This is a genomic window from Streptomyces fuscichromogenes, assembly GCF_014645815.1.
Classification (GTDB): Bacteria; Actinomycetota; Actinomycetes; order Streptomycetales; family Streptomycetaceae; genus Streptomyces; species Streptomyces fuscichromogenes.
Genome location: NZ_BMML01000013.1, coordinates 230,273 through 252,365, shown reverse-complemented (window position 1 = coordinate 252,365; position 22,093 = coordinate 230,273). Strand labels below are relative to the sequence as shown.

The following is a 22,093-nucleotide window of genomic DNA, read 5'->3' as shown; positions in this document are numbered from 1 at the left end:
CGCATGACGAACCCGGACACCCTGCGCGATCGCGCCCTCGCCTTCCACGCCCTGCACGTCAAGGGGCGGCCGCTCGTCCTGCCGAACGCCTGGGACGCGGTGAGCGCACGGCTCGCCGAGGACGCGGGCGCCGCCGCGGTGGCGACCACCAGCGCCGGGCTCGCCTGGGCCCTCGGCGTCGCCGACGGCGACCGGCTGGACCGGGAGCACGCGCTGGAGGCCGTCGGGCGGGTCGTCGCCACCGTCCGGGTTCCGGTCAGCGCCGACATCGAGAGCGGGTACGCCCGCGACCCGGAGGGCGTCGCCGACACCGTCCGCGCGGTGCTCGCGGTGGGGGCGGTGGGCGTCAACATCGAGGACGCGCTCTACGGCGACGAGGCGGGGAACGGACCGCTGCGGTCGGTCGCCGGGCAGGCCGAGCGCATCGCCGCGGCGCGTGAGGCTGCCGACAAAGAGGGCGTGCCCCTGTTCGTGAACGCCCGGATCGACACGTTCCTGCGCGCCGCCGGGGGAGTGGACGCCACCCTGGAGCGGGCTGCCGCGTTCCGGGCCGCGGGCGCCGACGGGATCTTCGTCCCTGGGGTGGTCGACCGGGAGACGGTGGCGGTGCTGGTCGATGGCGTGGACGGACCGCTCAACGTGCTGGTGGGCCCCGGTGCGCCGTCCGTCGCCGAACTGGCCGCCCTGGGCGTGGCGCGGATCAGCGCAGGCTCCGGCCTGGTCGAGGCCGCGCACGCGGCCGTCCGCCGCGCCGCGCGGGAGCTGCTGGACGCCGGAACGTACGGGTCGCTCGCGGGCGGGCTCGACTACGGCGAGCTCAACGCCCTGCTGGCGCGGGAGCGCTAGGTCCGGACAGGCTCCAGGTCAGCAGGCGTCCCGGATCAGCTCGGCCAGGTCGTGGTCCAGGTCCAGCTGGAGGTGTTCGAGACCGGTGGGGACCAGGTCGCCGGTCGCCTCCAGGAACCGGCGAATCTCGCCCGTGCGCACATGGATGACGGCGGTGCCCTCGGGGGCGTGGAACTCCAGCACGGTCCGGTCGTAGCCGTACGGCCGCACCCGGACGTCGCCGTTGCCCTCGGCCGCGTGCAGCCCGGCCGCCAGCAGCTCGCGGGAGAACGTCCAGCAGACGTCGACCCCCTCCAGGGTGGCCGGCGCCGGGAAGGTCATGCGCACGGCGAAGGGGTCCTCGCGGTCGTAGCGCAGGGTGGCGGGGATGCTCGGCATGCGCGGTGACGCGGCGACCAGGCGGGCCTCTACGGGTTGCTCGATGACGGTGGACAACGCCTTGCTCCCTCGTGACGGTGGTACGGATCTCCGGGTGGGTGAGACCTGGCACTCGATGAGACGACGGAAGCGGCCGATCCGTGCACGCGAAGCGCGAGTGACCTCTGTCACCGGCCGCATTCACACCCGGGGCTTACCTGGCGCGCGGGGCTGCCGGGCCCTCTGGACGGCGCCGGGACAGTCGGCTAGCTTCGCGCGCCATGAGGCGCTTGGGGAGCACGCGACGCACAGGTCGAGCCCGACGTACCGGCCGGGCGGTCGCGGTGGGGGTGGCGTGCACGGCGGCGCTGGCCGCGCTGACCGCCGGTTCCGCGCAGGCCACGACACGGGCGCCGCACTGGGTGCTCAAGGACACCGGCACCCCGGACGTGCGGTTCCGGGGCCTGGCCGCCGTCGACCGGAACACCGCCTGGCTGGCCGGTACCGGTGGCACCGTGCTGCGCACCACGGACGGCGGGACGAGCTGGCGGAACGTCTCTCCGCCGGGTACGGACGACCTCCAGTTCCGTGACGTCGAGGCGTTCGACGCGCGCCGCGCGGTGGTGCTGGCCATCGGCGAGGGCGAGGCGTCCCGGGTCTACCGGACCGACGACGGCGGCCGGACCTGGACGGAGTCCTTCCGCAACACCGACCCCGCCGCCTTCTACGACTGCATGGCCTTCTTCGACCGCCGCCACGGCCTGGCCATGAGCGACCCGGTCGACGGGAGGTTCCGCATCCTGTCGACGAGCGACGGCGGCCGCTCCTGGCGCGTGCTGCCGGACGACGGCATGCCGGCCGCCCTGGCCGGCGAGGCGGGCTTCGCGGCGAGCGGCCAGTGCCTGGTCACCTCAGGGTCCAAGGACGCCTGGCTGGCCACCGGCGGCGGCGCCCACGCGCGCGTGCTGCACTCCACCGACCGTGGGCTGACCTGGACCGCCGCCGACACGACGGTCCCGGCGGGCGATCCGGCCAAGGGCGTCTTCGCCCTCGCCTTCCGCGACCGCGACCACGGCCTCGCGGTCGGCGGGGACTACCGCGCCGACCAGGCCTCACCGCAGGCGGCCGCGGTCACCGCGGACGGCGGCCGCAGCTGGCGGCCCGCCGCCACCCCGCCGCCCGCCTACCGCTCGGGCGTGGCCTGGCTCCCGCACAGCCGCACCACGGCGCTCGCCGTCGGCCCCACCGGCACCGACCTGACCACCGACGGCGGCCGCACCTGGCGGACCGTCGACACCGGTTCCTACGACACGGTGACCTGCACACCGGACCTCAGCTGCTGGGCGGCCGGCGAACAGGGACGGGCGGCCCGCCTGGAGAACTGACCGTCGGACACCCGTTCCACGCCGGTCCGGCCCGAACCGGGAACGCCGGTGCGACCACATCGAGGAGAGCGCGCTCGACAACGAACGCGCTCCTCCGGCGAGTCCGGGACCGCGAGCCGGACGTCCACCGAGGACGTGCCGTCCCACCGCCGGAAGAACCCCCGCGACCGAGGTGCGAAACCCGGTCGAGGTGCCTGTTCTCGTCGCAGCCGCCTCGGCGGGGCGGATCCGCGGGGCGTGGCACGCCGTACGCTCGTATCCACCATGACGACGACCGTACGCGTACCCGCGGGCTGGCCCGCGACCGAGGCCGAGGCACTGGCGGTGCAGGACGGGCTGCGGGGGCGGGTGGTCCTCGACGAGCCCGGCCCGGCGCCCGGCACCGGTCATGTGACCGGCGTCGACGTGGCCTACGACGACGAGCGCGACCTGGTCGCCGCGGCGGCCGTCGTCCTGGACGCGGCGACCCTGGACGTCGTCGCCGAGGCGACCGCCGTCGGCAGGGTCTCCTTCCCGTACGTGCCGGGACTGCTCGCCTTCCGCGAGATCCCGACCGTACGGGCCGCCCTCGACGCCCTGCCCTGTCCGCCGGGTCTGGTCGTCTGCGACGGTTACGGTCTCGCCCACCCGCGCCGCTTCGGTCTCGCCAGCCACCTGGGCGTTCTGACCGGCCTGCCCACCGTCGGCGTCGCCAAGAATCCCTTCACCTTCGCGTACGACGACCCGGACGCCCCGCGCGGCAGCCACGCGCCGCTGCTCGCCGGCGCCGAGGAGGTCGGCCGCGCCCTGCGTACCCGGGCGGCCGTGAAACCGGTGTTCGTCTCCGTCGGCCACCGGGTGAGCCTCGACAACGCCTGCGCCCACACGCTCGCGCTCACCCCTGAGTACCGCCTGCCGGAGACCACCCGCCGCGCGGACACGCTGTGCCGCCGGGCGCTGCGTGAAGCTCAGGCCTGAGTAGCGATTCTGAGTACGAGTACGGATGCCGCTGTTACCGAGCGACGGCAGGCTTGCCCGCATGACGACACACCGTGCACCCAAGCCCGTGGCCGCCCCCGCCCCGTCCGCCGGGCGCGCCGTGAACGCGGCGCTGGTCCTTTCCGTGGTGGCGGGGTTCGCCTGGATCGTCGGGATGCTGTACACCGTGCTGGCGTGGCAGGCCTGACGGCGGCCGGGTCTGCCGGAAACGTCCGCCAGGGCCTGCGCGGCAGGCGGGAACTGTCAGACAGGCCCTCAAGACGTCGCGGCCACCCGGAACCCGATGCCCGCCGTCCGCAGCCGCTCGGTGAGCGCGTCGCCCATCGCCTGCGCGGTGGTGACCTGGCCCGCCGTCGGCGGCAGGTCGTCGAAGGCGAGCGACAGGGCGGCCTCGGCGAACATCTTCGCCGTCTCGCCGTAGCCGGGGTCCCCGCCCGAGACCTCGGTGAACACCCGCCGTCCGCCGCCCTCGCCGACGAACCGGACCGTGAACCAGCTGCGGGCCCGCTTCTCCGCGTCCGGGCCGTCCCCGGGCCTGAGCCGGTCCGACAGCCAGCGCCGGGCGGGCGGCAGCTGGGCGGCCGCCGCGACCGCGCCGACCGCCGCGACCCCTCCGAGCGCCATCGGCAGATGCCTGACGGCCGCGTAGTGCCGGTAGCGGAAGTCGGGGCCGTAGCGGTCCAGGGCCGTCGCCGAACGGCGCACGATCTGGGCGTCGATGGTGGGCAGCGGCAGCGCCCAGGCGCCGACCTCGGGTGCGAAGCGCGGGACGCCCGTCGGCGCGCTCGCCCGCCGGCCGAGCAGCCGGGGCTCGTGCCGGGCACGGTCCCGCGCGGCGGCGATCAGCTGCCGGGGGCGCGCGAACTGGTCCAGCGCGGAGGCGAAGGTGCCGCCGGAGAAGGTGGCGTCGGCGGTGACGAACCCGTCCACGGTCAGCGGCACGCCCTCCGGCAGCTGCCGGACCGTGAAGTACGCGCCCAGGTCGTGCGGGACCGAGTCGAAACCGCACGCGTGCACCAGGCGGGCGCCCGTCTCACGCGCGCGTGCGTCGTGCCGGACGTACATCAGGTCCACGAACTCCGGCTCGCCGCACAGGTCCAGATAGTCGGCGCCGGTGTCCGCGCAGGCCTCGACCAGATCCTCGCCGTACCGGCCGTAGGGACCGACCGTCGTGGCCACCACGCGCGCGTGCTCGGCGAGGGCGCGGACGGTGGCGGGCTCCGCCGCGTCGGCGTGCAGCACCCCGACCTCGGCGCCGCCCGGCAGCCGCGCGCGCAGCGCCTCCAGCCGGTGCTCGTCCCGGGCCGCCACGGCCCAGCGCAGGCCCTGAGGCGCGTGTGCGGCGAGGTACTCGGCGGTGAGCTCGCCGACGAAGCCGGTGGCTCCGAAAAGCACGAGGTCATAGGGACGGTCCGTCGTCTTCAGCCTGCTCATGACACCTCTCGGTCCTGCAACCCGCGCCGTTGTCGGTGGCTGAGGCTAGCGTGAGGAGTGCGGGCGCACCCCCACGGGGTATCTTGACTAAGCGCTTGCTCGTCCACCCTTGTGCCCAGTGGAACGTGTTCTTAACATCGTCGGTGTTACATCAGTTGTGTCACATGACTGGGGGCGGCATGACCACGGCAGGGACGCCAGGACACGGCCCGCTCTCCGGCGTGCGTGTGGTCGAGCTGGCCGGCATCGGCCCGGGCCCGTTCGCCGCCATGCTCCTCGCCGACCTGGGCGCCGAGGTGGTCCGCGTAGACCGGCCGGGCGGCCCGGGGCTCGCCGTCGACCCGGCGTACGACGTCACCAACCGCAACAAGCGCTCGGTGCTCGTCGACCTCAAGTCCCCGGACGGCCCCGCCCGCGTCCTCGACCTCGCCGAGCGCGCCGACATCCTGATCGAGGGCTACCGCCCCGGCGTCGCCGAGCGGCTCGGCGTCGGCCCCGAGGACTGCCGTGCCCGCAACCCCCGCCTGGTCTACGGCCGGATGACCGGCTGGGGCCAGGAGGGACCGCTCGCCCACCGCGCCGGCCACGACGTCGCCTACATCGCCCTCACCGGCACCCTCGGCATGATCGGCCGCCCCGACGAACCGCCGGCCGTCCCCGCCAACCTGCTCGGCGACTACGCGGGCGGCTCCCTCTACCTCGTCGTCGGCGTCCTGGCCGCCCTGCACCACGCGCGCGCGACCGGCACCGGCCAGGTCGTGGACGCCGCCATCGTGGACGGCACCGCGCACCTCACCTCGATGATCCACGGCATGGTGGCCGCGGGCCGCTGGCAGGACCGGCGCGCGGCCAACCTGCTGGACGGCGGCTGCCCGTACTACGGCACCTACGAGACCGCCGACGGCGGCCACATGGCGGTCGGCGCCCTGGAGCCCCAGTTCTACGCCGAGTTCCTCCGGCTGCTCGGCGGCCTGGACGACCTGGCGGACGCCCGCAAGGACTGGACCCGCTGGGGCGAGCTGCGTGAGCGCGTCGCCGTCCGCTTCAAGGCCCGTACCCGGGACGAGTGGACGGCGGTCTTCGAGGGCTCCGACGCCTGCGTGGCCCCCGTCCTCTCGCTGCGCGAGGCCCCGCACCACCCCCATCTGGCCGCCCGCGGCACCTTCACCGACCACGGCGGCATCACCCAGCCCGCCCCCGCCCCGCGCTTCTCCGCCACCCCCACGACCGTGCGCACCGCCCCCGCCCGGCCGGGCGCGGACACCGCCGAAGTGGCCCGCGACTGGGACGTGCCGGCACTCCTCGACGACCCTGACGCCGACCACGACAAGGACGCCACCTGATGGAGCTCTCGACCTTCCTCGACTACGCGGGCGACCCGCGTACCGCCGCGGACCAGGCCGCCGCACTGGAGTCGGCGGGCCTCGACGCGGTCTGGGTCGCGGAGGCCTACGGCTTCGACGCACCCACGCTCATGGGCTATCTGGCCGCCCGCACCGAGCGCATGAAGATCGGCTCCGCGATCCTCAACGTCTACTCCCGTACCCCCGCCCTCATCGCCCAGACGGCCGCCGGCCTCGACGCGGTCTCCGGCGGGCGCGCGATCATCGGACTCGGCGCCTCCGGCCCGCAGGTGATCGAGGGCTGGCACGGCAAGGCGTACGACAAGCCGCTCGGCCGTACCCGGGAGACGATCGAGCTGACCCGGCGGATCCTGCGCCGCGAGGTCATCGACCACCACGGCATCACCGACATGCCCCGCCCCGGCGGCCTCGGCAAACCCCTCAAGATCCTCACCAGGCCGGTCCGCGCCGCCGTCCCGCTCTACGTGGCCGCCCTGGGCCCCGCCAACGTCCGGATGACCGCCGAGATCGCCGACGGCTGGCTGCCGACCCTGTTCATCCCCGAGAAGGCGCACCAGGTCTGGGGGACTCCGCTGGCGGAGGGCGCCGCCCGTCGTGACCCGGCCCTCGGTGAGCTGAAGATCGTCGCCGGCGGCCTGCTCGCGATCGGCGAGGACGCGGCCGCCGCCCGGGACCTGGTCCGCCCGCGGATCGCCCTGTACGTCGGCGGCATGGGAGCGCCCGGCAAGAACTTCTACAACGACCTCGCCGTCGCCTACGGCTACGAGAAGGAGGCCCGGCTCATCCAGGAGCTGTACCTCGCCGGACGCAAGAAGGAGGCCGAGGCGGCCGTACCGGACGAGTTCTGCGAGCTCATATCCCTGTGCGGCCCCGAGGGCTATGTCCGGGACCGCATCGCCGCCTTCCGCGAGGCGGGCGTGACCATGCTGGACATCGCCCCCGTCGGCCCCGACCCGGCCCGCCTGGTCGAGACCGTCAGGAACTGGCTCTGACCCGCCTACTCCTGAAAGCCCTCGTCTCTTGAAAAACCCTCGTTGAAAGGCTTGTCCAGTGAGCACCGAAGCGTACGTGTACGACGCGATCCGCACCCCGCGCGGCCGCGGCAAGGCGAACGGCGCCCTGCACGGCACGAAGCCGATCGACCTGGTCGTCGGCCTCATCCACGAGATCCGTGACCGCTTCCCGGACCTCGACCCGGCCGCCATCGACGACATCGTGCTCGGCGTCGTCGGCCCGGTCGGCGACCAGGGCTCCGACATCGCCAGGATCGCCGCGATCGCCGCCGGACTTCCGGACACGGTCGCCGGCGTACAGGAGAACCGCTTCTGCGCGTCCGGTCTGGAGGCCGTCAACATGGCGGCCGCCAAGGTCCGTTCGGGCTTCGAGGACCTGGTCCTCGCCGGTGGCGTCGAGTCGATGTCCCGGGTGCCGATGGCCTCCGACGGCGGCGCCTGGTTCAACGACCCGATGACCAACCTGGCCGTCAACTTCGTGCCGCAGGGCATCGGCGCCGACCTGATCGCCACCATCGAGGGCTTCTCCCGGCGGGACGTCGACGAGTACGCGGCGCTCTCCCAGGAGCGTGCGGCGACGGCCGTGAAGGAGGGCCGCTTCGAGCGTTCCGTGGTCCCCGTGAAGGACCGCGCGGGCCTCGTCGTCCTCGACCACGACGAGCACCTGCGCCCCGGCACCACCGCCGACTCCCTCGCCAAGCTCAAGCCCTCCTTCGCCGACATCGGCGAACTGGGCGGCTTCGACGCGGTCGCCCTGCAGAAGTACCACTGGGTCGAGAAGATCGACCACGTCCACCATGCGGGCAACTCCTCCGGCATCGTCGACGGCGCCTCCCTGGTCGCCATCGGCTCGAAGGAGATCGGCGAGCGCTACGGCCTCACCCCGCGCGCCCGGATCATCTCGGCCGCCGTCTCCGGCTCCGAGCCGACCATCATGCTCACCGGTCCGGCCCCCGCCACCCGCAAGGCGCTCGCCAAGGCCGGTCTCACCATCGACGACATCGACCTGGTCGAGATCAACGAGGCGTTCGCGGCGGTCGTGCTGCGCTTCGTGAAGGACATGGGCCTGTCCCTGGACAAGGTCAACGTCAACGGCGGCGCCATCGCACTCGGCCACCCGCTCGGCGCCACCGGCGCGATGATCCTCGGCTCGCTCGTCGACGAACTGGAGCGCCAGGACAAGCGCTACGGCCTCGCCACCCTCTGCGTGGGCGGCGGCATGGGCATCGCCACCATCGTCGAGCGCGTCTGAAATCCCCGCGGAACCAAGAGACTTCACGGAGACACGAGCCATGACCGAGAGCACCACCATCCGCTGGGAACAGGACGACACCGGTGTCGTCACCCTCGTCCTCGACGACCCCAACCAGTCCGCCAACACCATGAACGCGGCCTTCGTCGAGTCCATCGCCGCCGTCGCCGACCGCCTGGAGGCCGAGCAGGACTCGATCCGGGGCGTCGTCTTCACCTCCGCGAAGAAGACCTTCTTCGCCGGCGGCGACCTGCGCGACCTCATCCGGGTCACCCCCGAGACCGCCCAGGACCTCTTCGACGGCGGCCTCGCGATCAAGCGCAACCTGCGCCGCATCGAGACCCTCGGCAAGCCGGTCGTCGCCGCCATCAACGGCGCGGCCCTCGGCGGCGGCTTCGAACTCGCCCTCGCCTGCCACCACCGCGTCGCCCTCGACACCCCCGGCACCAAGATCGGCTGCCCCGAGGTCACCCTCGGCCTCCTCCCGGGCGGCGGCGGAGTGGTCCGCACGGTACGCCTCCTCGGCATCGCCGACGCCCTGCTGAAGGTCCTTCTCCAGGGCACCCAGTACAACGCCACGCGCGCGTTGCAGAACGGCCTGATCCACGAGGTGGCCGCGACCCCGGACGAACTGCTGGCCAAGGCCCGCGCGTTCATCGACGCCAACCCCGAGTCCCAGCAGCCCTGGGACAAGCCCGGCTACCGGATCCCCGGCGGCACGCCCGCCAACCCCAAGTTCGCCGCCAACCTGCCCGCGTTCCCGGCGTCCCTGCGCAAGCAGACCAACAACGCCCCCTACCCGGCGCCGCGCCGCATCCTCGCCGCCGCCGTCGAGGGCAGCCAGGTCGACTTCGAGACCGCCCAGGTCATCGAGGCCCGCTACTTCGTGGAACTGGCCGCCGGGCAGACCTCGAAGAACATGATCCAGGCGTTCTTCTTCGACCTCCAGGCCGTCAACTCCGGCGCCAACCGCCCCAAGGGCGTCGAGCCCCGCAAGGTCACCAGGGTCGCCGTCCTGGGCGCGGGCATGATGGGCGCCGGCATCGCCTACTCGTGCGCCCGCGCGGGCATCGACGTCGTCCTCAAGGACGTCTCGACCGAGGCCGCGCAGAAGGGCAAGTCCTACTCCGAGAAGCTGTGCGCCAAGGCCGTCGCCAAGGGCCGTACCAGCCAGGAGAAGGCCGACGCGCTGCTCGCCCGCATCACGCCCACCGGGGACCCGCAGGACCTGGCCGGCTGCGACGCCGTCATCGAGGCCGTCTTCGAGGACACCGCCCTCAAGCACAAGGTCTTCCAGGAGATCGAGTCCGTCGTCGCCCCCGACGCGCTGCTCTGCTCCAACACCTCCACGCTGCCCATCACCGCCCTCGCCGAGGGCGTCGAGCGGCAGAGCGACTTCATCGGCCTGCACTTCTTCTCGCCCGTCGACAAGATGCCGCTCGTGGAGATCATCAAGGGCGGGCGCACCGGCGACGAGGCCCTGGCCCGCGCCTTCGACCTGGTCCGGCAGATCAACAAGACGCCGATCGTCGTCAACGACTCGCGCGGCTTCTTCACCTCCCGGGTGATCGGCCACTTCATCAACGAGGGCGTCGCCATGGTCGGCGAGGGCATCGAGCCCGCCTCGGTCGAGCAGGCGGCGGCCCAGGCCGGCTACCCGGCCAAGGTGCTCTCCCTGATGGACGAGCTGACCCTCACCCTGCCGCAGAAGATCCGCCGCGAGTCCCGGCTGGCCGTCGAGGAGGCCGGCGGCACCTGGACCGCGCACCCCGCCGAGGCGGTCATCGACCGCATGGTCGACGAGTTCGGCCGCCCCGGCCGCAGCGGCGGAGCGGGCTTCTACGACTACGCCGAGGACGGCAAGCGTGCCGCGCTCTGGCCCGGTCTGCGCGAGCACTTCACGAAGCCGGGCCACGAGATCCCGTTCCGGGACATGCAGGAGCGGATGCTCTTCTCCGAGGCCCTGGACACCGTCCGCCTCGTGGAGGAGGGCGTGCTCACCTCGGTCGCCGACGCCAACATCGGCTCGCTCTTCGGCATCGGCTTCCCGGGCTGGACCGGCGGCGTCCTCCAGTACGTCAACGGCTACGAGGGCGGCCTGCCCGGCTTCGTGGCACGCGCGCGTGAACTCGCGGAGACCTACGGCGAGCGGTTCACCCCGCCCGCGCTGCTGGTGGCGAAGGCGGAGCGGGGAGAGACCTTCACGGACGGGCGCTGACCCTGGTCCGCCGCCGAGGGCGCTGAGCGGGCGAGGGCGCTGGGCGGGCCAGGGAGCCGAGCGGGCCAGGGCGGTGCCGTCCGCTGCCCCCGGGATCCGCCGGCCGGAACCGGCCCTGTGCACCGTGCCCAGCGGCAGCGCAGAGGACCGTCCCGGTGACCGGCAGTACGACCGCACCGCTACCGGTGTGCGGCGAGGCCCCGGGTGTGGAAGCTGTAGCGGGTCAGGTCGGCGCACCAACGGCGGTAGTGGCCGACCGTGAGCGGGATCTCCTGGTCGGCCGAGAGATCCCGCAGCACGCCGGGCAGCGCCCGCGCCAGCCGGTCGAACCCCTGAGGTCCTTCAGCGCTCCTGGTGCACAGGTCGGCCAGCGCGGTGTCGTCGTCCTGGCAGGCCAGCAGCCGCCGGAACAGTTCCTCGGCCGCCCTGGGACTGCCCGCCAGCACGGCCAGCAGGATCTGCACGGCCTGGAAGGGCGCAGGTCCCGAACTGCTGGCGAAGGCGGGCAGATCGGTGGCCGGGACACCGATCCGGACGAGCCGGTATAGGTTGACCAGCCGCTTGGCGGCCCGGGGAGTGGGAAGCAGCGCGCCGAGCCGGGTCATGAACGTGATTTCGGCGGTGCCGATGCGCAGCCCCGGCGGCAGCAGGTCCGCGGGCTCCGGAGCCGGTCCCCGCACGGCGCCCGGCGCGGGGCCGGGGACCGCCGCGGGCGTGCCGTCGAGGGCGTCCTCGCCGGGCGGGGGAGGAGTGCCCTCGCGGGTGTCCGGTTCGTACCCCTCAGTGGGCGGCAAGGAGTCGGGGTCCGGCCTTTCGGCCCCCTCGGCCTGCGGATCCGGCAGCAGGGAACGCAGATAGCGCGCCATGGTCTGGGGCGGCGGCGGATTCAGGGCGTACGGGATCTGGAAGATCTTGTCGAGATAGTCCACCGCGGTCGCGAGCCCGCCGATGTCCGGGGCGGTGCCGGTGGCGTCCGACGCGTCCTCGTGCTGGAACAGGGCGTTGTGGTGATGCCGCAGGGAGTGGATCAGCCAGCGGGCGTCGACGGCCACGACCACCACGAACAGGTCGAGGCCGAGCATCAGATGGACGGCCTGGAGCACCTCGACCACCCGGTCCGGCGGACAGCGGTCCAGATCGTCGATGTACAGGACGATGCGTTCCAGCGGCGGGGCGGCGACGGCACCGCCCGCCTGCCACTGCAGGCGGGCGGCCTCCAGGTCCAGGCCGAGCCGCAGCAGATCGGCGTGGGCCTGGCCCAGCACGCCCCGATAGGGCTGGTAGGCGGTGCCGTCGGCGCGCTCTTCGAGGAACTTGCCGAGGCGGGCGGCGGCGTCGACGAGGGCCAGCCGTTCCCGCAGGCCGTTGATCTCGGCCCGCAGGGCCCGCTGCTGCGCGGCCAGTTCGCCGTACCGGCGCTCGGTGAGGCCGAGCAGATCCTGGTGGGCCGAGCGCAGCCTGCGCAGCAGCGGACGCGCGGGGGCGGCCGCCGCGGCGAGCGCCAGCACACCGGCGACGAGTCCGCCGAGCGCTCCGCGCCACAGCCAGACGCCGGTCGCGCCCCCGGCCAGGAGCAGCCACAGGGCCAGCACGGGCAGACCGACACGCAGGTCGCGTACCGTCTGGCGCACCGCGGTGAGCAGGACCCGGTAGGAGCGCATGGGTGATCCGAGGGGCGCGAACCGTCCGGCCGCGGGCATCGCGAGGTCGGCGGCGGCCAGCCGGTCGGCGAGCTGCCGCTCCGACGACTCCCGCTGGTCGAGAGCCGCGCGCAGCGTGTCGCGGTCCCGTCGGGCCTGCCGCGGATCCGGCGCGGGACCGGTCGTCTCGTCCTCGTCGCCCCCGGCCAGGGCGGTGAAGAGGTGGGTGATCAGGCCCGTCCACACATTGGTGTCGCTGTAGTGCCAGGCGTTGAACCGCACCTGCCGCACGGAGGAGACGAAGGCACTCCGGCCGGGCCGCCCACGCGACAGCCGTGCGAGCAGTCTCACCTGCCGCTCGATCTGGAGCATCACACTGGACTTGCCGGCGCCCCAGTTTCCGATGAGGGCGATCGAGAGCGGCGGCCGGGTCTCGGCGGCGGCGATCAGATCGGCGAGCACCTCGACGTCATGGACGACACCGAGGCGGTCCTCCGCACTGGGGCCGTCGCCGTGCACACCGGCCAGCGGGCGGGTGCCGACGCGGGTGGTGAAGAGCCCCGAGCCGTCGTCGGCGGGATCCGAGTGGCGCAGCGTGAAGTCCAGTATGCGGTCGCGGACCAGCTCCAGTTCGGTGGCGTCGATGACGTCGTCGGCGACCGCGGTGGCGTAGTCACGGATCAGGGAGTGGAGCTGCCACCGGTCCTGCTCCGTCTCCTCGACCAGATGCGCCTCCAGCAGCCGGTCCAGGAGGCCTTGTGCCTCGCGCCTCCCGGTGCCGAGGCCGGCGGCGACGGTCGCGGTGGAGAAGCGCGGGCCGACCGTCAGGGCCAGCGTGGACAGCAACCGGGCATCTTCCCCGGAGAGTTCGCGATAGGACGACTCGATCGCGGTGGCGACGCCGACGTTCTCGAGTCCGAGCCGCTCCAGCCGCTCGCGCGCGTCGCCGCTTCCGGTCAGCTCCTCGGCCACCCGGGCGAGCGGCCACGACGGGTGCACGGTCAGCCGTCTGGCGATGATGGCGAGGGCGAGCGGCAGACCGCCGGTGCTCGCCACGACGGCTTCGGCGGCTCGTGGATCCGCGCGCACCCGGCTGTCTCCCGGAGCGACGCTCTGCAGCACCGTGTCGAGGAGCCGCACGGCGTCGGCGCGGGCGAGCGGGTTCACGGTGACGGGGTGTGCGATGAGCGAGAGCAGCTGCTTCCGCGACGTGATCACGATCCGGTGGCGCGGGTCGCCGGAGAGCAGTGGCGCCACCTGCTGGGAGTCGGTGGCGTCTTCCAGTATCAGCAGCAGGGGACCCGGCAGACGCGCCAGCGCCGTGCGATACGCGGCCGCCCTTCCGTCGAGGTCCACGGGTATGTGCCGGGGGTCCACGTCCAAGGAGAACAGGGCCGATTCCAGCGCGTCCGCGGGCCGGACCGGTCTGTTCCCGGCATGGTGTGCGCCCAGGTTCAGGTAGACGGTTCCGCCGGGGAACCAGCCCCGGCGCACGGCGCTGTGCGCCGCCTGCACGACCAGCGCGCTCTTGCCCACACCGGCCATTCCGGTCACCAGCACGGGCAGCGGCTCCTGCCGGGCGTCCGCCTCCGGCGCGAGCAGGTCCAGGAGTTCCGCGAGTTCCTGGTCCCGGCCGGTGAACGCGGCGGCGGGACGGGGCAGTTGATGCGGGACGCGGTGGGGGCGCTGTGCTGCGACCACCGTGACGCTGTCCCCGGTCACCACGCTCCCGCGCTGGAAAATGCCCCCGGAATCACTCGTTGCCACGCGCTTCCCCCCTGTCCTGCGTACAAGTTAGGGCAGTCGCGGGACGCGCCGCTGCTCGGGCCGTGCGATCCGCGCACCCGGCGGATCAGGCGGGCCGGTCTTCGGCCGCACCCGACGACCACTGGTGGACCTCGGCCCTGAGCGACCGCTGGAAGGCCGTCAGCAGAGCCTGCACGACCAGTGGCTGCATGTGCGCGGACAGGGACTTCACGTCCGCCTCGGTCCGCTCCGCCACCTCGGCCCGGAACAGCTGGGACAGCTCGTGCGCGGCCGCCCGCGCGTGTTCGGTCAGGACCGTGCGCGCGGCCAGGATCGCCTTCTCGGACAGCGCTACGTCGAGGAGCTGTACGGCGAGCCTGAGCAGACCGGGGTCGACGCGGTAGGAGTCCCCGTCGGGCCGTACGACGTCCATGGCGACGAGCCGTTCGACGTCCTTCTCGTCCAGTGGCCGTCCGGCCCGCCGCCGCAGCTCCCCGGCCGTCACGGTCTCCTCGGTGTCCGGGGCCCAGGAGGCCACCACGGCCCGGTGGACGGCCAGGTCGTGGTGGCTCAGGCCGGGCGGCAGCTGCCCCAGATAGCGTTCGATCGCCGCCAGCGTCATGCCCTGGTGCTGCAACTCCTCGATCAGCCCCAGCCGGGCCAGGTGCTCGTGCCCGTAGTGACCCACCCGGCGCGGACCGATCACCGGCGGCGGGAGCAGTCCCTTGGTGCCGTAGAAACGGACCGTGCGGACCGTGGTGCCGGCCCGCGCGGCCAGCTCGTCGATCGTGAGCGCCGGCTCCCCGAGGTCGCCGTCGGCGTCGGTGGTCATGTGCAGCAGTATCGCTGTCACACCGGCACTGTGACACCGGGGAGTGCCGCGACATACTCGGACGACATGCGGCGCTATGTCGTGATCGGCGGCTTGTGAGAAGTTCCGCTCTGTGACCTGTGCCATCGCATGCGCCCAGGTCACCGGGGGAAGGTGGCGCCTTGGTCCGTGCCCACCACCGAGCGGCGCCGACCGAGTACGTCCGGACACCCGAGCGCGACCCGCTCGGGCGCACCAGAGAGTGGAACCACCTGTGAGCAAGGACGCCGTGGACACGGCACAGGCCGCCACCCGGACCGCCGCGGCCCAGGCGCCCGCGGACGCGGGCGACGTCGGCTACAGCAAGGACCTCAAGGCCCGCCACGTCAACATGATCGCCATCGGCGGCGCGATCGGCACCGGGCTCTTCCTCGGTGCCGGCGGACGCCTGCACAACGCGGGCCCGGCCCTCGCCCTCGCCTACCTGGTCTGCGGAATCTTCGCCTTCTTCGTGGTCCGCGCCCTCGGCGAGCTGGTCCTGTACCGCCCGTCGTCCGGATCCTTCGTCTCGTACGCGCGGGAGTTCCTCGGCGAGAAGGGCGCCTACGTCGCCGGCTGGATGTACTTCCTGAACTGGTCGACCACCGGCATCGCCGACATCACCGCGATCGCGCTCTACACCCACTACTGGAGCATGTTCACGAGCATCCCCCAGTGGACGCTCGCGCTGATCGCCCTCGCCGTGGTCCTCGCGGTGAACCTGATCTCGGTGAGGATCTTCGGCGAGATGGAGTTCTGGTTCGCGATCATCAAGGTCGCCACCCTGGTCGGCTTCATGCTGATCGGCATCTTCCTGCTCGCCACCCAGCACAAGGTCGACGGGCGGACCCCGGGCCTGAGCGTCGTCTCCGACCACGGCGGTGTCCTCCCGCACGGCCTGATGCCGGTCGTCCTCGTCATGCAGGGCGTGATCTTCGCGTACGCGGCCCTGGAGCTGGTCGGCGTCGCGGCGGGCGAGACCGCCGAACCGGAGAAGGTCGTCCCGCGCGCGGTCAACTCGATCATGTGGCGCGTCGGACTCTTCTACGTCGGCTCGGTCGTCCTGCTGGCCCTGCTGCTCCCCGGCTCGGTGTACTCGGCCGACCAGAGCCCCTTCGTCACGGTCCTCTCCAAGATCGGCGTCCCGGGCGCCGGCGACGTGATGAACCTGGTGGTCCTCACCGCCGCGATGTCCTCCCTCAACTCCGGCCTGTACTCCACGGGCCGCATCCTGCGCTCCATGGCGGTGGCCGGCTCGGCCCCGAGGTTCACCGCCCGCATGAACCGCAGCCAGGTGCCCTACGGCGGCATCCTGCTGACCTGCGCGGTCTGCGTGCTCGGCGTCGGCCTGAACTACCTGATGCCCAGCCAGGCCTTCGAGATCGTGCTGAACGTGGCCTCCCTCGGCATCATCAGCACCTGGGTGATCATCATGCTCTGCCACCTGGTCTTCGTCCGCCGTGCGAAGGCGGGCCTGGTCGACCGCCCGGCGTTCCGCCTCCGCTTCAGCCCGGCGACCGAGATCGCCACGATCGCCTTCCTGCTGGTCTGCCTGGGCATGATGTGGAACGACCCCGAGGTCGGCCGCAAGACCCTCCTGCTCATCCCGGTGATTGCCGCAACTCTGGTGGCCGGCTGGTTCGCCGTCCGTCGCCGGGTCTCCCAGGCCACCGACAAGGAGCTGTCCCAGCTCACGAAGTAGCAGGTCAGGGCCATTGTCAGTGGCAAGGGCTACGGTGGCGTCATGTCGGGGATCACATACATCCGGGGGGACGCCACCACGCCGTCGGGCAAGGGCGTCAAGGTGATCGCCCACGTCTGCAACGACCTGGGGGGCTGGGGAAAGGGCTTCGTGCTGGCCCTCTCGCGCCGCTGGCCGGAGCCGGAGAAGGCGTACCGCGCCTGGCACCGGGACCGTGCGCACAACGACTTCGGGCTGGGCGCGGTCCAGCTGGTCCGCGTCGACCGGTACATCTGGGTGGCCAACATGATCGGCCAACGGGGGACCAGAACCGGCAGCAAGGGCGTCCCGGTCCGCTACGAGGCGATCGACACGGCCCTGGCCAAGCTCGCCGACGAGGTGGCCGAACGCGGCGCCTCCGTGCACATGCCCCGCATAGGCTGCGGACTGGCGGGCGGAAAGTGGTCGCGGGTCGAGCCGCTGATAACCGAGCGGCTGGTGGCGCGGGGTATCGGGGTCACGATCTACGACCACGGTGGAGACGCCTCCGCATAGCGCCCCGCCAGGGGCGCGGGGAACTGCGCGACCAGCCGCACACGGCCGGCAGCCCCCCACTCACCGCACCCGGCACATGCTCAGTGCACGTCGTTCGTAGCCTCGATCTGCTTCCACGACTTCGGCTGCGCAACGGCCCCCACGGCCTTCGCCGCAGGCACCGCCGGCTTCGTCGGCTGGAACAGCCACGCATCGAACAACCCGGACAGCGACTTCCCCGACACCTTCTCCGCGTACTCCTCGAAGTCGGCCACGGACGCGTTCCCGTACGCGTGCTCCTTCGGCCACCCCTTCAGGATCGCGAAGAACGCGTCGTCACCGACCGCGTTCCGCAGCGCCTGCACGGCCAGCGCCCCCCGGTCGTAGACAGCGATGTCGAACTGGTCGTCGGGGCCGGGATCCCCCGGCTTCACCGTCCAGAACGCGTCGTCCGCCGGATGTGACGCGTACACGTAGTCGGCGAGTTCCTGCGTCGTGCCCTCGCCCTCGTGCTCCGACCACAGCCACTGGGCGTAGCGGGCGAAGCCCTCGTTGAGCCAGATGTCCTTCCAGCCCTTGAGGGAGACGTCGTCGCCGTACCACTGGTGGGCCAGCTCGTGCACGACCACGGAGGTGTTGGCGCCGTTCGCGAACTGCTTCGGGCTGTAGTAGACCCGGGTCTGCGTCTCCAGCGCGTACCCGGTGGTGGTGTTCGGCACGTACCCGCCGGCCGAGCTGAAGGGATACGGCCCGAAGTAGCCGGAGAGCCAGTCGACGAGCTCACCGGTGCGCTCCACGCTCGCCCGCGCCGCCCCGTCGTTGTCGCCGAGGTCCTCGCTGTAGGCGTTGACGACCGGGACTCCGCCCTCCGACGTGCTGGTGGTGATGTCGAACTTCCCGACCGCCAGAGTGGCCAGATACGTCGCCTGCGGCTTGTTCTGCCGCCAGTTGTACCGGGTCCAGCCGAGCTTCGAACTCGTCGACTGGAGCAGGCCGTTGGAGATGACCTGGGTGCCGTCGGGGACGGCCACCGACACGTCGTAGGTCGCCTTGTCCAGCGGGTGGTCGTTGCTCGGGAACCACCACCAGGCGGACTCGGGTTCGTCCGCCGCGACCGCCCCGTCCGGGGTGCGGTGCCATGTGTCGAAGCCGTACGCGCTCTTCGTCGACGGCACCCCGCTGTAGCGGACGACGACGGTGACCTGCGTGCCCTTCGCCAGCGGCGCCCTGGGGGTGATGACCAGTTCGTGCTGGCCGGACGTGGCGAAGTCCGCCTTCACCCCGTTGACCCGAACCTCGCTCACGTCCAGCAGGAAGTCCAGGTCGAAGCTGGACAGATCCTCGGTGGTGCGCGCCAGGATCGTCGCCGTACCCGCCAGCTCGTCGGTGGCCGGCTGGTACTGCAACCGGAGGTCGTAGTGGGAGACGTCGTAGCCGCCGTTGCCGTAGTACGGGTAGTAGGGGTCGCCGATGCCCGGTGCGCCGGGGCTGTAGCTCGCGGCCGATGCCGGGATCGCCAGCAGCAGGGAGGCCGCCGCGAGGGCGCCCGGCGCGAGGATTCTGCGGTGCACGAGAACTCCAGGTCGGTAGGGGGCCGAGGCGCCCCGCCGCACCGCGGCGGACAGCGCCAAGTCGATGGAGCGTGAAACTGTTCGGAGCCTATTCAGTCCCTGTGGCCCCTGGCCTGTCCATGGCACCTGCTGTCACACGATCGCCATTCGGCCGCAATCCGCCTGACGGTCCCCCAGATGCCCCCTTCTGCACGGGAGTTGACCCAGGTAGCGTCCGCCCCATGCCGAAACGCACGCGCTTCACGATCTGGAGACCGTTCGCCGTCGCGGCCGTCGCAGCCCTGATCGCCGCCTTCCTCACCCCGGCCGCGGCCCAGGCTTCCGGCGCCCCTCGCGAGAGCCGACCCGTCTACTCGTACGCCGACGCCATCCGCGAGGCCGTCTGGGTGGACACCGGCCTGGACTCGGACGGCGACGGGAGGACCGACCGGGTCGCCGCCGACATCGTCCGGCCCGCCGAGCCCGCCGCGCAGGGCCGCAAGGTACCGGTCATCATGGACGCCAGCCCCTACTACTCCTGCTGCGGACGCGGCAACGAGAGCCAGGTGAAGACGTACGACGCGAACGGCGACGTCGTCCAGATGCCGCTCTTCTACGACAACTACTTCGTGCCCCGCGGCTACGCCTTCGTGGGCGTCGACCTGGCCGGCACCAACCGCTCCGACGGCTGCGTGGACGTCGGCGGCCGCTCCGACATCCAGTCCGCGAAGGCCGTCGTCGACTGGCTCAACGGCCGCGCCAAGGCGTACAGCAGCCGCACCGGCACCACCACCGTGAAGGCGAGCTGGACCAACGGGAAGACCGGCATGATCGGCAAGAGCTGGGACGGCACCATCGCCAACGGGGTGGCCGCCACCGGCGTCAAGGGCCTGAAGACGATCGTCCCGATCAGCGCCATCTCCTCCTGGTACGACTACTACTTCGCGCAGGGCGCCCCGCTCTACGACTCGGGGCCCGACTGGCTGGCCGGCGCGGTGGAGAGCGACGACGCCTACGCCAAGTGCGGTGCCGTGCAGCAGAAGCTGGTCGACGGCGCGCCGCGCAGCGGCGACTGGACCGGCCTGTGGACCGAGCGCGACTACGTCAAGGACGCCTCCAAGGTGAAGGCCAGCGTCTTCCTCGTGCACGGCATGCAGGACCTCAACGTCCGCACCAAGCACTTCGGCCAGTGGTGGGACGCCCTCGCCAAGAACGGCGTCGAGCGCAAGATCTGGCTCTCCCAGACCGGGCACGTCGACCCCTTCGACTACCGGCGCGACGCCTGGGTCGACACCCTGCACCGCTGGTTCGACCATGAACTCCTCGGCTACGACAACGGCATCGACCGCGAGCCGATGGCCGACATCGAGCGCCACCCCGACCAGTGGGTGACCTCCTCCGTCTGGCCGCCGAGCGGCACGCGGACCACCACCCTGCGCCCCGCCACCGGCACCCGGCCGGGCGTCGGCACCCTCGGCCTGCAACGGGGCTCCGGTACCGAGACGTTCACCGACGACCCGCAGCAGAGCGAGACCGACTGGGCCGCCCAGCTCGCCACCCCCACCGCGGACAAGGCCGGCTTCCTCACCGCGCCGCTCACCCGTGACCTGCGGCTGTCAGGTTCCGGCAAGGTGACCGTCACCGCCACCCCGACCACCTCGACGGCCCACCTGACCGCCGTCCTGGTAGACCTCGGCCCCGACACCATCCGGGACTACGCCGACGGCGCCGAGGGCATCACCACCCTCACCGACCGCACCTGCTGGGGCGCGAGCACGGCCGGCGACAGCGCCTGCTTCCTGAGGACCGCGGCCAGGACCAAGGCCGTCGACTACACCGTCTTCAGCCGCGGCTGGGCCGACGTCGGCACCTACGCCGACCCCGGCAAGGGCGTCCCGCTCACCCCGGGCAAGGCCTACACGATCACGATCGACCTGGCCGCCACCGACCACGTCGTGCCCAAGGGCCACCGGCTGGCGCTGATCGTCGCCGGTACGGACAAGGACCTCATCGACCCGCCGTCCAGCACCCCGACGCTCACCGTGGACCTGTCCCGGACGACGGCCAGGGTCCCGCTGGTCGGCGGCCCGGCCGCGTTCACCCGGGCGACCTCCGCACGGTGGACCGCCCCCGAGAAGACCGCCCTGCACGGCGTGCGCGCCCCGCGCACCGTCCAGCACGTCCCCTCGGGCTGACCGTCCAGCGCGTCCCCGTGGGCTGACCGCCCCGCGTGAACGCGCGAGCTGACCGCTCAGGCGGCCGGGCCGGCATCCGCCAGCCCGGCCGCCTCCCGGGCGCATCCCCAGGCGACCGTGACCCCGGCCCCGCCGTGCCCGTAGTTGTGGACCAGCACCCGCCCGTCCGGCCGGAGCTCGCGCTCCAGCCGGACCGCCGGCCGGTACGGCCGCAGCCCCACCCGGTGCGCCAGCACCCGCGCCCCGGCGATCTCCGGCCGGACCGCCGCGCACCGCGCCACGATCCCGGCCGCGACCTCCGGATCCGGCTCCAGCGACCAGGCGTCCTCCTCCGCCGTACCCCCGAGCAACAGCCCGCCCGGCTGCGGGAAGAAGTACGCGGACGCGCCCCCCGCCACCTCGTCGGAGGTGTACCAGGTGCTGATCCCGGGGTTCTCCACCACGACCAGCTGCCCGCGCACCGGACGCACGGCCGGGTCCGGGACGAGGGAACGGGCCCCGAGGCCGGTGCAGTTGACCACGACCGGCGCGGGCACCTCGTCCAGCGCGCCCACCGCCCGCTCCTCGACCGTCCCGCCCGCCCGCTCCAACCGTCCCCGCAGCCAGGCCAGATGGACCGGCATGTCGATCAACGGCAGCCGGCCCGTCAGACCTTCGGCGGTCTCGGCCAGTCCCGGCACCTCGGCCGCCCACGGGCCCAGCCCGTCCAGCCGCAGGCCGTCGTGTACGCCCTCGACCAGGCGTACGCCCGTCTCCTCCGGCCGCGCCGCCGACTCCGCGTACACGACAAAGGAGGCGAGCGCCCATTCCCCGACCAAGGCCTCCGGCTCGATGCGGTACGGCCACCACAGCGCACCGGCGACCGCCGAGGTCGTGAGCCCGCCGGTCTCCCTGGCCCACACCCGCACCGGGCGCCCGCCCTCGGCCAGCACCACCGCCGTGGTGAGTCCGACGACCCCGCCACCGACCACGATCACTTCGTCACCCGGTTCAGACCGCACAGTGTGACGTTAGCGGAATATGTCATGCCGCGCTCAGATCGTCCCGCTC

General features: G+C 72.5%; 17 protein-coding genes. 11 read left to right on the top strand and 6 right to left on the bottom strand.

Going from position 1 to position 22,093, the window contains the following annotated elements:
* Positions 1-3 precede the first annotated feature (3 nt).
* Positions 4-846: an isocitrate lyase/PEP mutase family protein gene (locus tag IEZ11_RS27745; protein ID WP_189265615.1), complete on the top strand. Its 843-nt coding sequence runs from the start codon at positions 4-6 to the stop codon at positions 844-846.
* 18 nt (positions 847-864) lie between these two features.
* Here IEZ11_RS27745 and ssgD read toward each other — a convergent pair whose 3' ends face one another.
* On the bottom strand, positions 865-1,281 hold the full coding sequence (gene ssgD / locus IEZ11_RS27740; RefSeq protein WP_189265614.1) for a spore wall synthesis regulator SsgD: 417 nt from the start codon (positions 1,279-1,281) through the stop codon (positions 865-867).
* Positions 1,282-1,484: 203 nt separating this feature from the next.
* On the opposite strand from ssgD, the gene IEZ11_RS27735 reads away from it, so the two are divergent.
* The 3 genes from IEZ11_RS27735 to mmpA all read left to right on the top strand — a co-directional run bounded on the left by IEZ11_RS27735 (position 1,485) and on the right by mmpA (position 3,753).
* Positions 1,485-2,588, top strand: coding sequence for a WD40/YVTN/BNR-like repeat-containing protein (locus IEZ11_RS27735; protein WP_229713396.1), 1,104 nt, complete (start codon positions 1,485-1,487; stop codon positions 2,586-2,588).
* A 264-nt stretch (positions 2,589-2,852) separates the two neighbouring features.
* Entirely contained in the window at positions 2,853-3,545 is a 693-nt protein-coding gene (locus IEZ11_RS27730; protein WP_189265612.1) for an endonuclease V, read from the top strand.
* A gap of 61 nt (positions 3,546-3,606) precedes the next feature.
* Positions 3,607-3,753: a morphogenic membrane protein MmpA gene (mmpA, locus tag IEZ11_RS27725; RefSeq protein WP_189265611.1), complete on the top strand. Its 147-nt coding sequence runs from the start codon at positions 3,607-3,609 to the stop codon at positions 3,751-3,753.
* 68 nt (positions 3,754-3,821) lie between these two features.
* Here mmpA and IEZ11_RS27720 read toward each other — a convergent pair whose 3' ends face one another.
* Positions 3,822-5,000: a saccharopine dehydrogenase family protein gene (locus IEZ11_RS27720; protein ID WP_189265610.1), complete on the bottom strand. Its 1,179-nt coding sequence runs from the start codon at positions 4,998-5,000 to the stop codon at positions 3,822-3,824.
* Between the two features lie 179 nt (positions 5,001-5,179).
* Here IEZ11_RS27720 and IEZ11_RS27715 point away from each other — a divergent pair, with 179 nt between their 5' ends.
* The 4 genes from IEZ11_RS27715 to IEZ11_RS27700 are packed head-to-tail and all read left to right on the top strand — an operon-like array spanning position 5,180 to position 10,847.
* The gene (locus IEZ11_RS27715; protein ID WP_189265609.1) at positions 5,180-6,343 is read left to right on the top strand and encodes a CaiB/BaiF CoA transferase family protein; all 1,164 of its coding nucleotides are present in this window, start codon (positions 5,180-5,182) and stop codon (positions 6,341-6,343) included.
* The gene (locus tag IEZ11_RS27710) at positions 6,343-7,356 is read left to right on the top strand and encodes an LLM class F420-dependent oxidoreductase (RefSeq protein WP_189265608.1); all 1,014 of its coding nucleotides are present in this window, start codon (positions 6,343-6,345) and stop codon (positions 7,354-7,356) included. Before IEZ11_RS27715 ends, IEZ11_RS27710 begins: the two co-directional genes overlap by 1 nt.
* Positions 7,357-7,414: 58 nt before the next feature.
* On the top strand, positions 7,415-8,629 hold the full coding sequence (locus IEZ11_RS27705) for an acetyl-CoA C-acetyltransferase (protein ID WP_189265607.1): 1,215 nt from the start codon (positions 7,415-7,417) through the stop codon (positions 8,627-8,629).
* Between the two features lie 40 nt (positions 8,630-8,669).
* Positions 8,670-10,847, top strand: coding sequence for a 3-hydroxyacyl-CoA dehydrogenase NAD-binding domain-containing protein (locus IEZ11_RS27700; RefSeq protein WP_189265606.1), 2,178 nt, complete (start codon positions 8,670-8,672; stop codon positions 10,845-10,847).
* Positions 10,848-11,026: 179 nt separating this feature from the next.
* On the opposite strand, the gene IEZ11_RS27695 is transcribed toward IEZ11_RS27700, so the two are convergent.
* Positions 11,027-14,209, bottom strand: a complete 3,183-nt coding sequence (locus IEZ11_RS27695; RefSeq protein ID WP_189265605.1) for a P-loop NTPase fold protein — start codon at positions 14,207-14,209, stop codon at positions 11,027-11,029.
* 130 nt (positions 14,210-14,339) lie between these two features.
* Positions 14,340-15,065 carry a MerR family transcriptional regulator gene (locus IEZ11_RS27690; protein WP_189265660.1) on the bottom strand — a complete coding sequence of 242 codons (726 nt, stop codon included), beginning with the start codon at positions 15,063-15,065 and terminating at the stop codon, positions 14,340-14,342.
* Between the two features lie 253 nt (positions 15,066-15,318).
* Between IEZ11_RS27690 and IEZ11_RS27685 the strand changes: the two genes are divergently transcribed.
* Both IEZ11_RS27685 and IEZ11_RS27680 read left to right on the top strand, forming a co-directional pair.
* Positions 15,319-16,785: an amino acid permease gene (locus IEZ11_RS27685; RefSeq protein WP_189265604.1), complete on the top strand. Its 1,467-nt coding sequence runs from the start codon at positions 15,319-15,321 to the stop codon at positions 16,783-16,785.
* Between the two features lie 42 nt (positions 16,786-16,827).
* Positions 16,828-17,319 carry a macro domain-containing protein gene (locus IEZ11_RS27680; RefSeq protein WP_189265603.1) on the top strand — a complete coding sequence of 164 codons (492 nt, stop codon included), beginning with the start codon at positions 16,828-16,830 and terminating at the stop codon, positions 17,317-17,319.
* Between the two features lie 80 nt (positions 17,320-17,399).
* On the opposite strand, the gene IEZ11_RS27675 is transcribed toward IEZ11_RS27680, so the two are convergent.
* A complete protein-coding gene (locus IEZ11_RS27675) occupies positions 17,400-18,869 on the bottom strand; it encodes a M1 family metallopeptidase (protein WP_189265602.1) in 1,470 nt (489 codons plus the stop codon).
* Positions 18,870-19,090: 221 nt separating this feature from the next.
* On the opposite strand from IEZ11_RS27675, the gene IEZ11_RS27670 reads away from it, so the two are divergent.
* Positions 19,091-21,043 carry a Xaa-Pro dipeptidyl-peptidase gene (locus IEZ11_RS27670; protein ID WP_189265601.1) on the top strand — a complete coding sequence of 651 codons (1,953 nt, stop codon included), beginning with the start codon at positions 19,091-19,093 and terminating at the stop codon, positions 21,041-21,043.
* Between the two features lie 56 nt (positions 21,044-21,099).
* Here the strand turns inward: IEZ11_RS27670 and IEZ11_RS27665 are convergent, their stop codons facing one another.
* On the bottom strand, positions 21,100-22,020 hold the full coding sequence (locus tag IEZ11_RS27665) for an FAD-dependent oxidoreductase (protein WP_189265659.1): 921 nt from the start codon (positions 22,018-22,020) through the stop codon (positions 21,100-21,102).
* Positions 22,021-22,093: the final 73 nt, after the last annotated feature.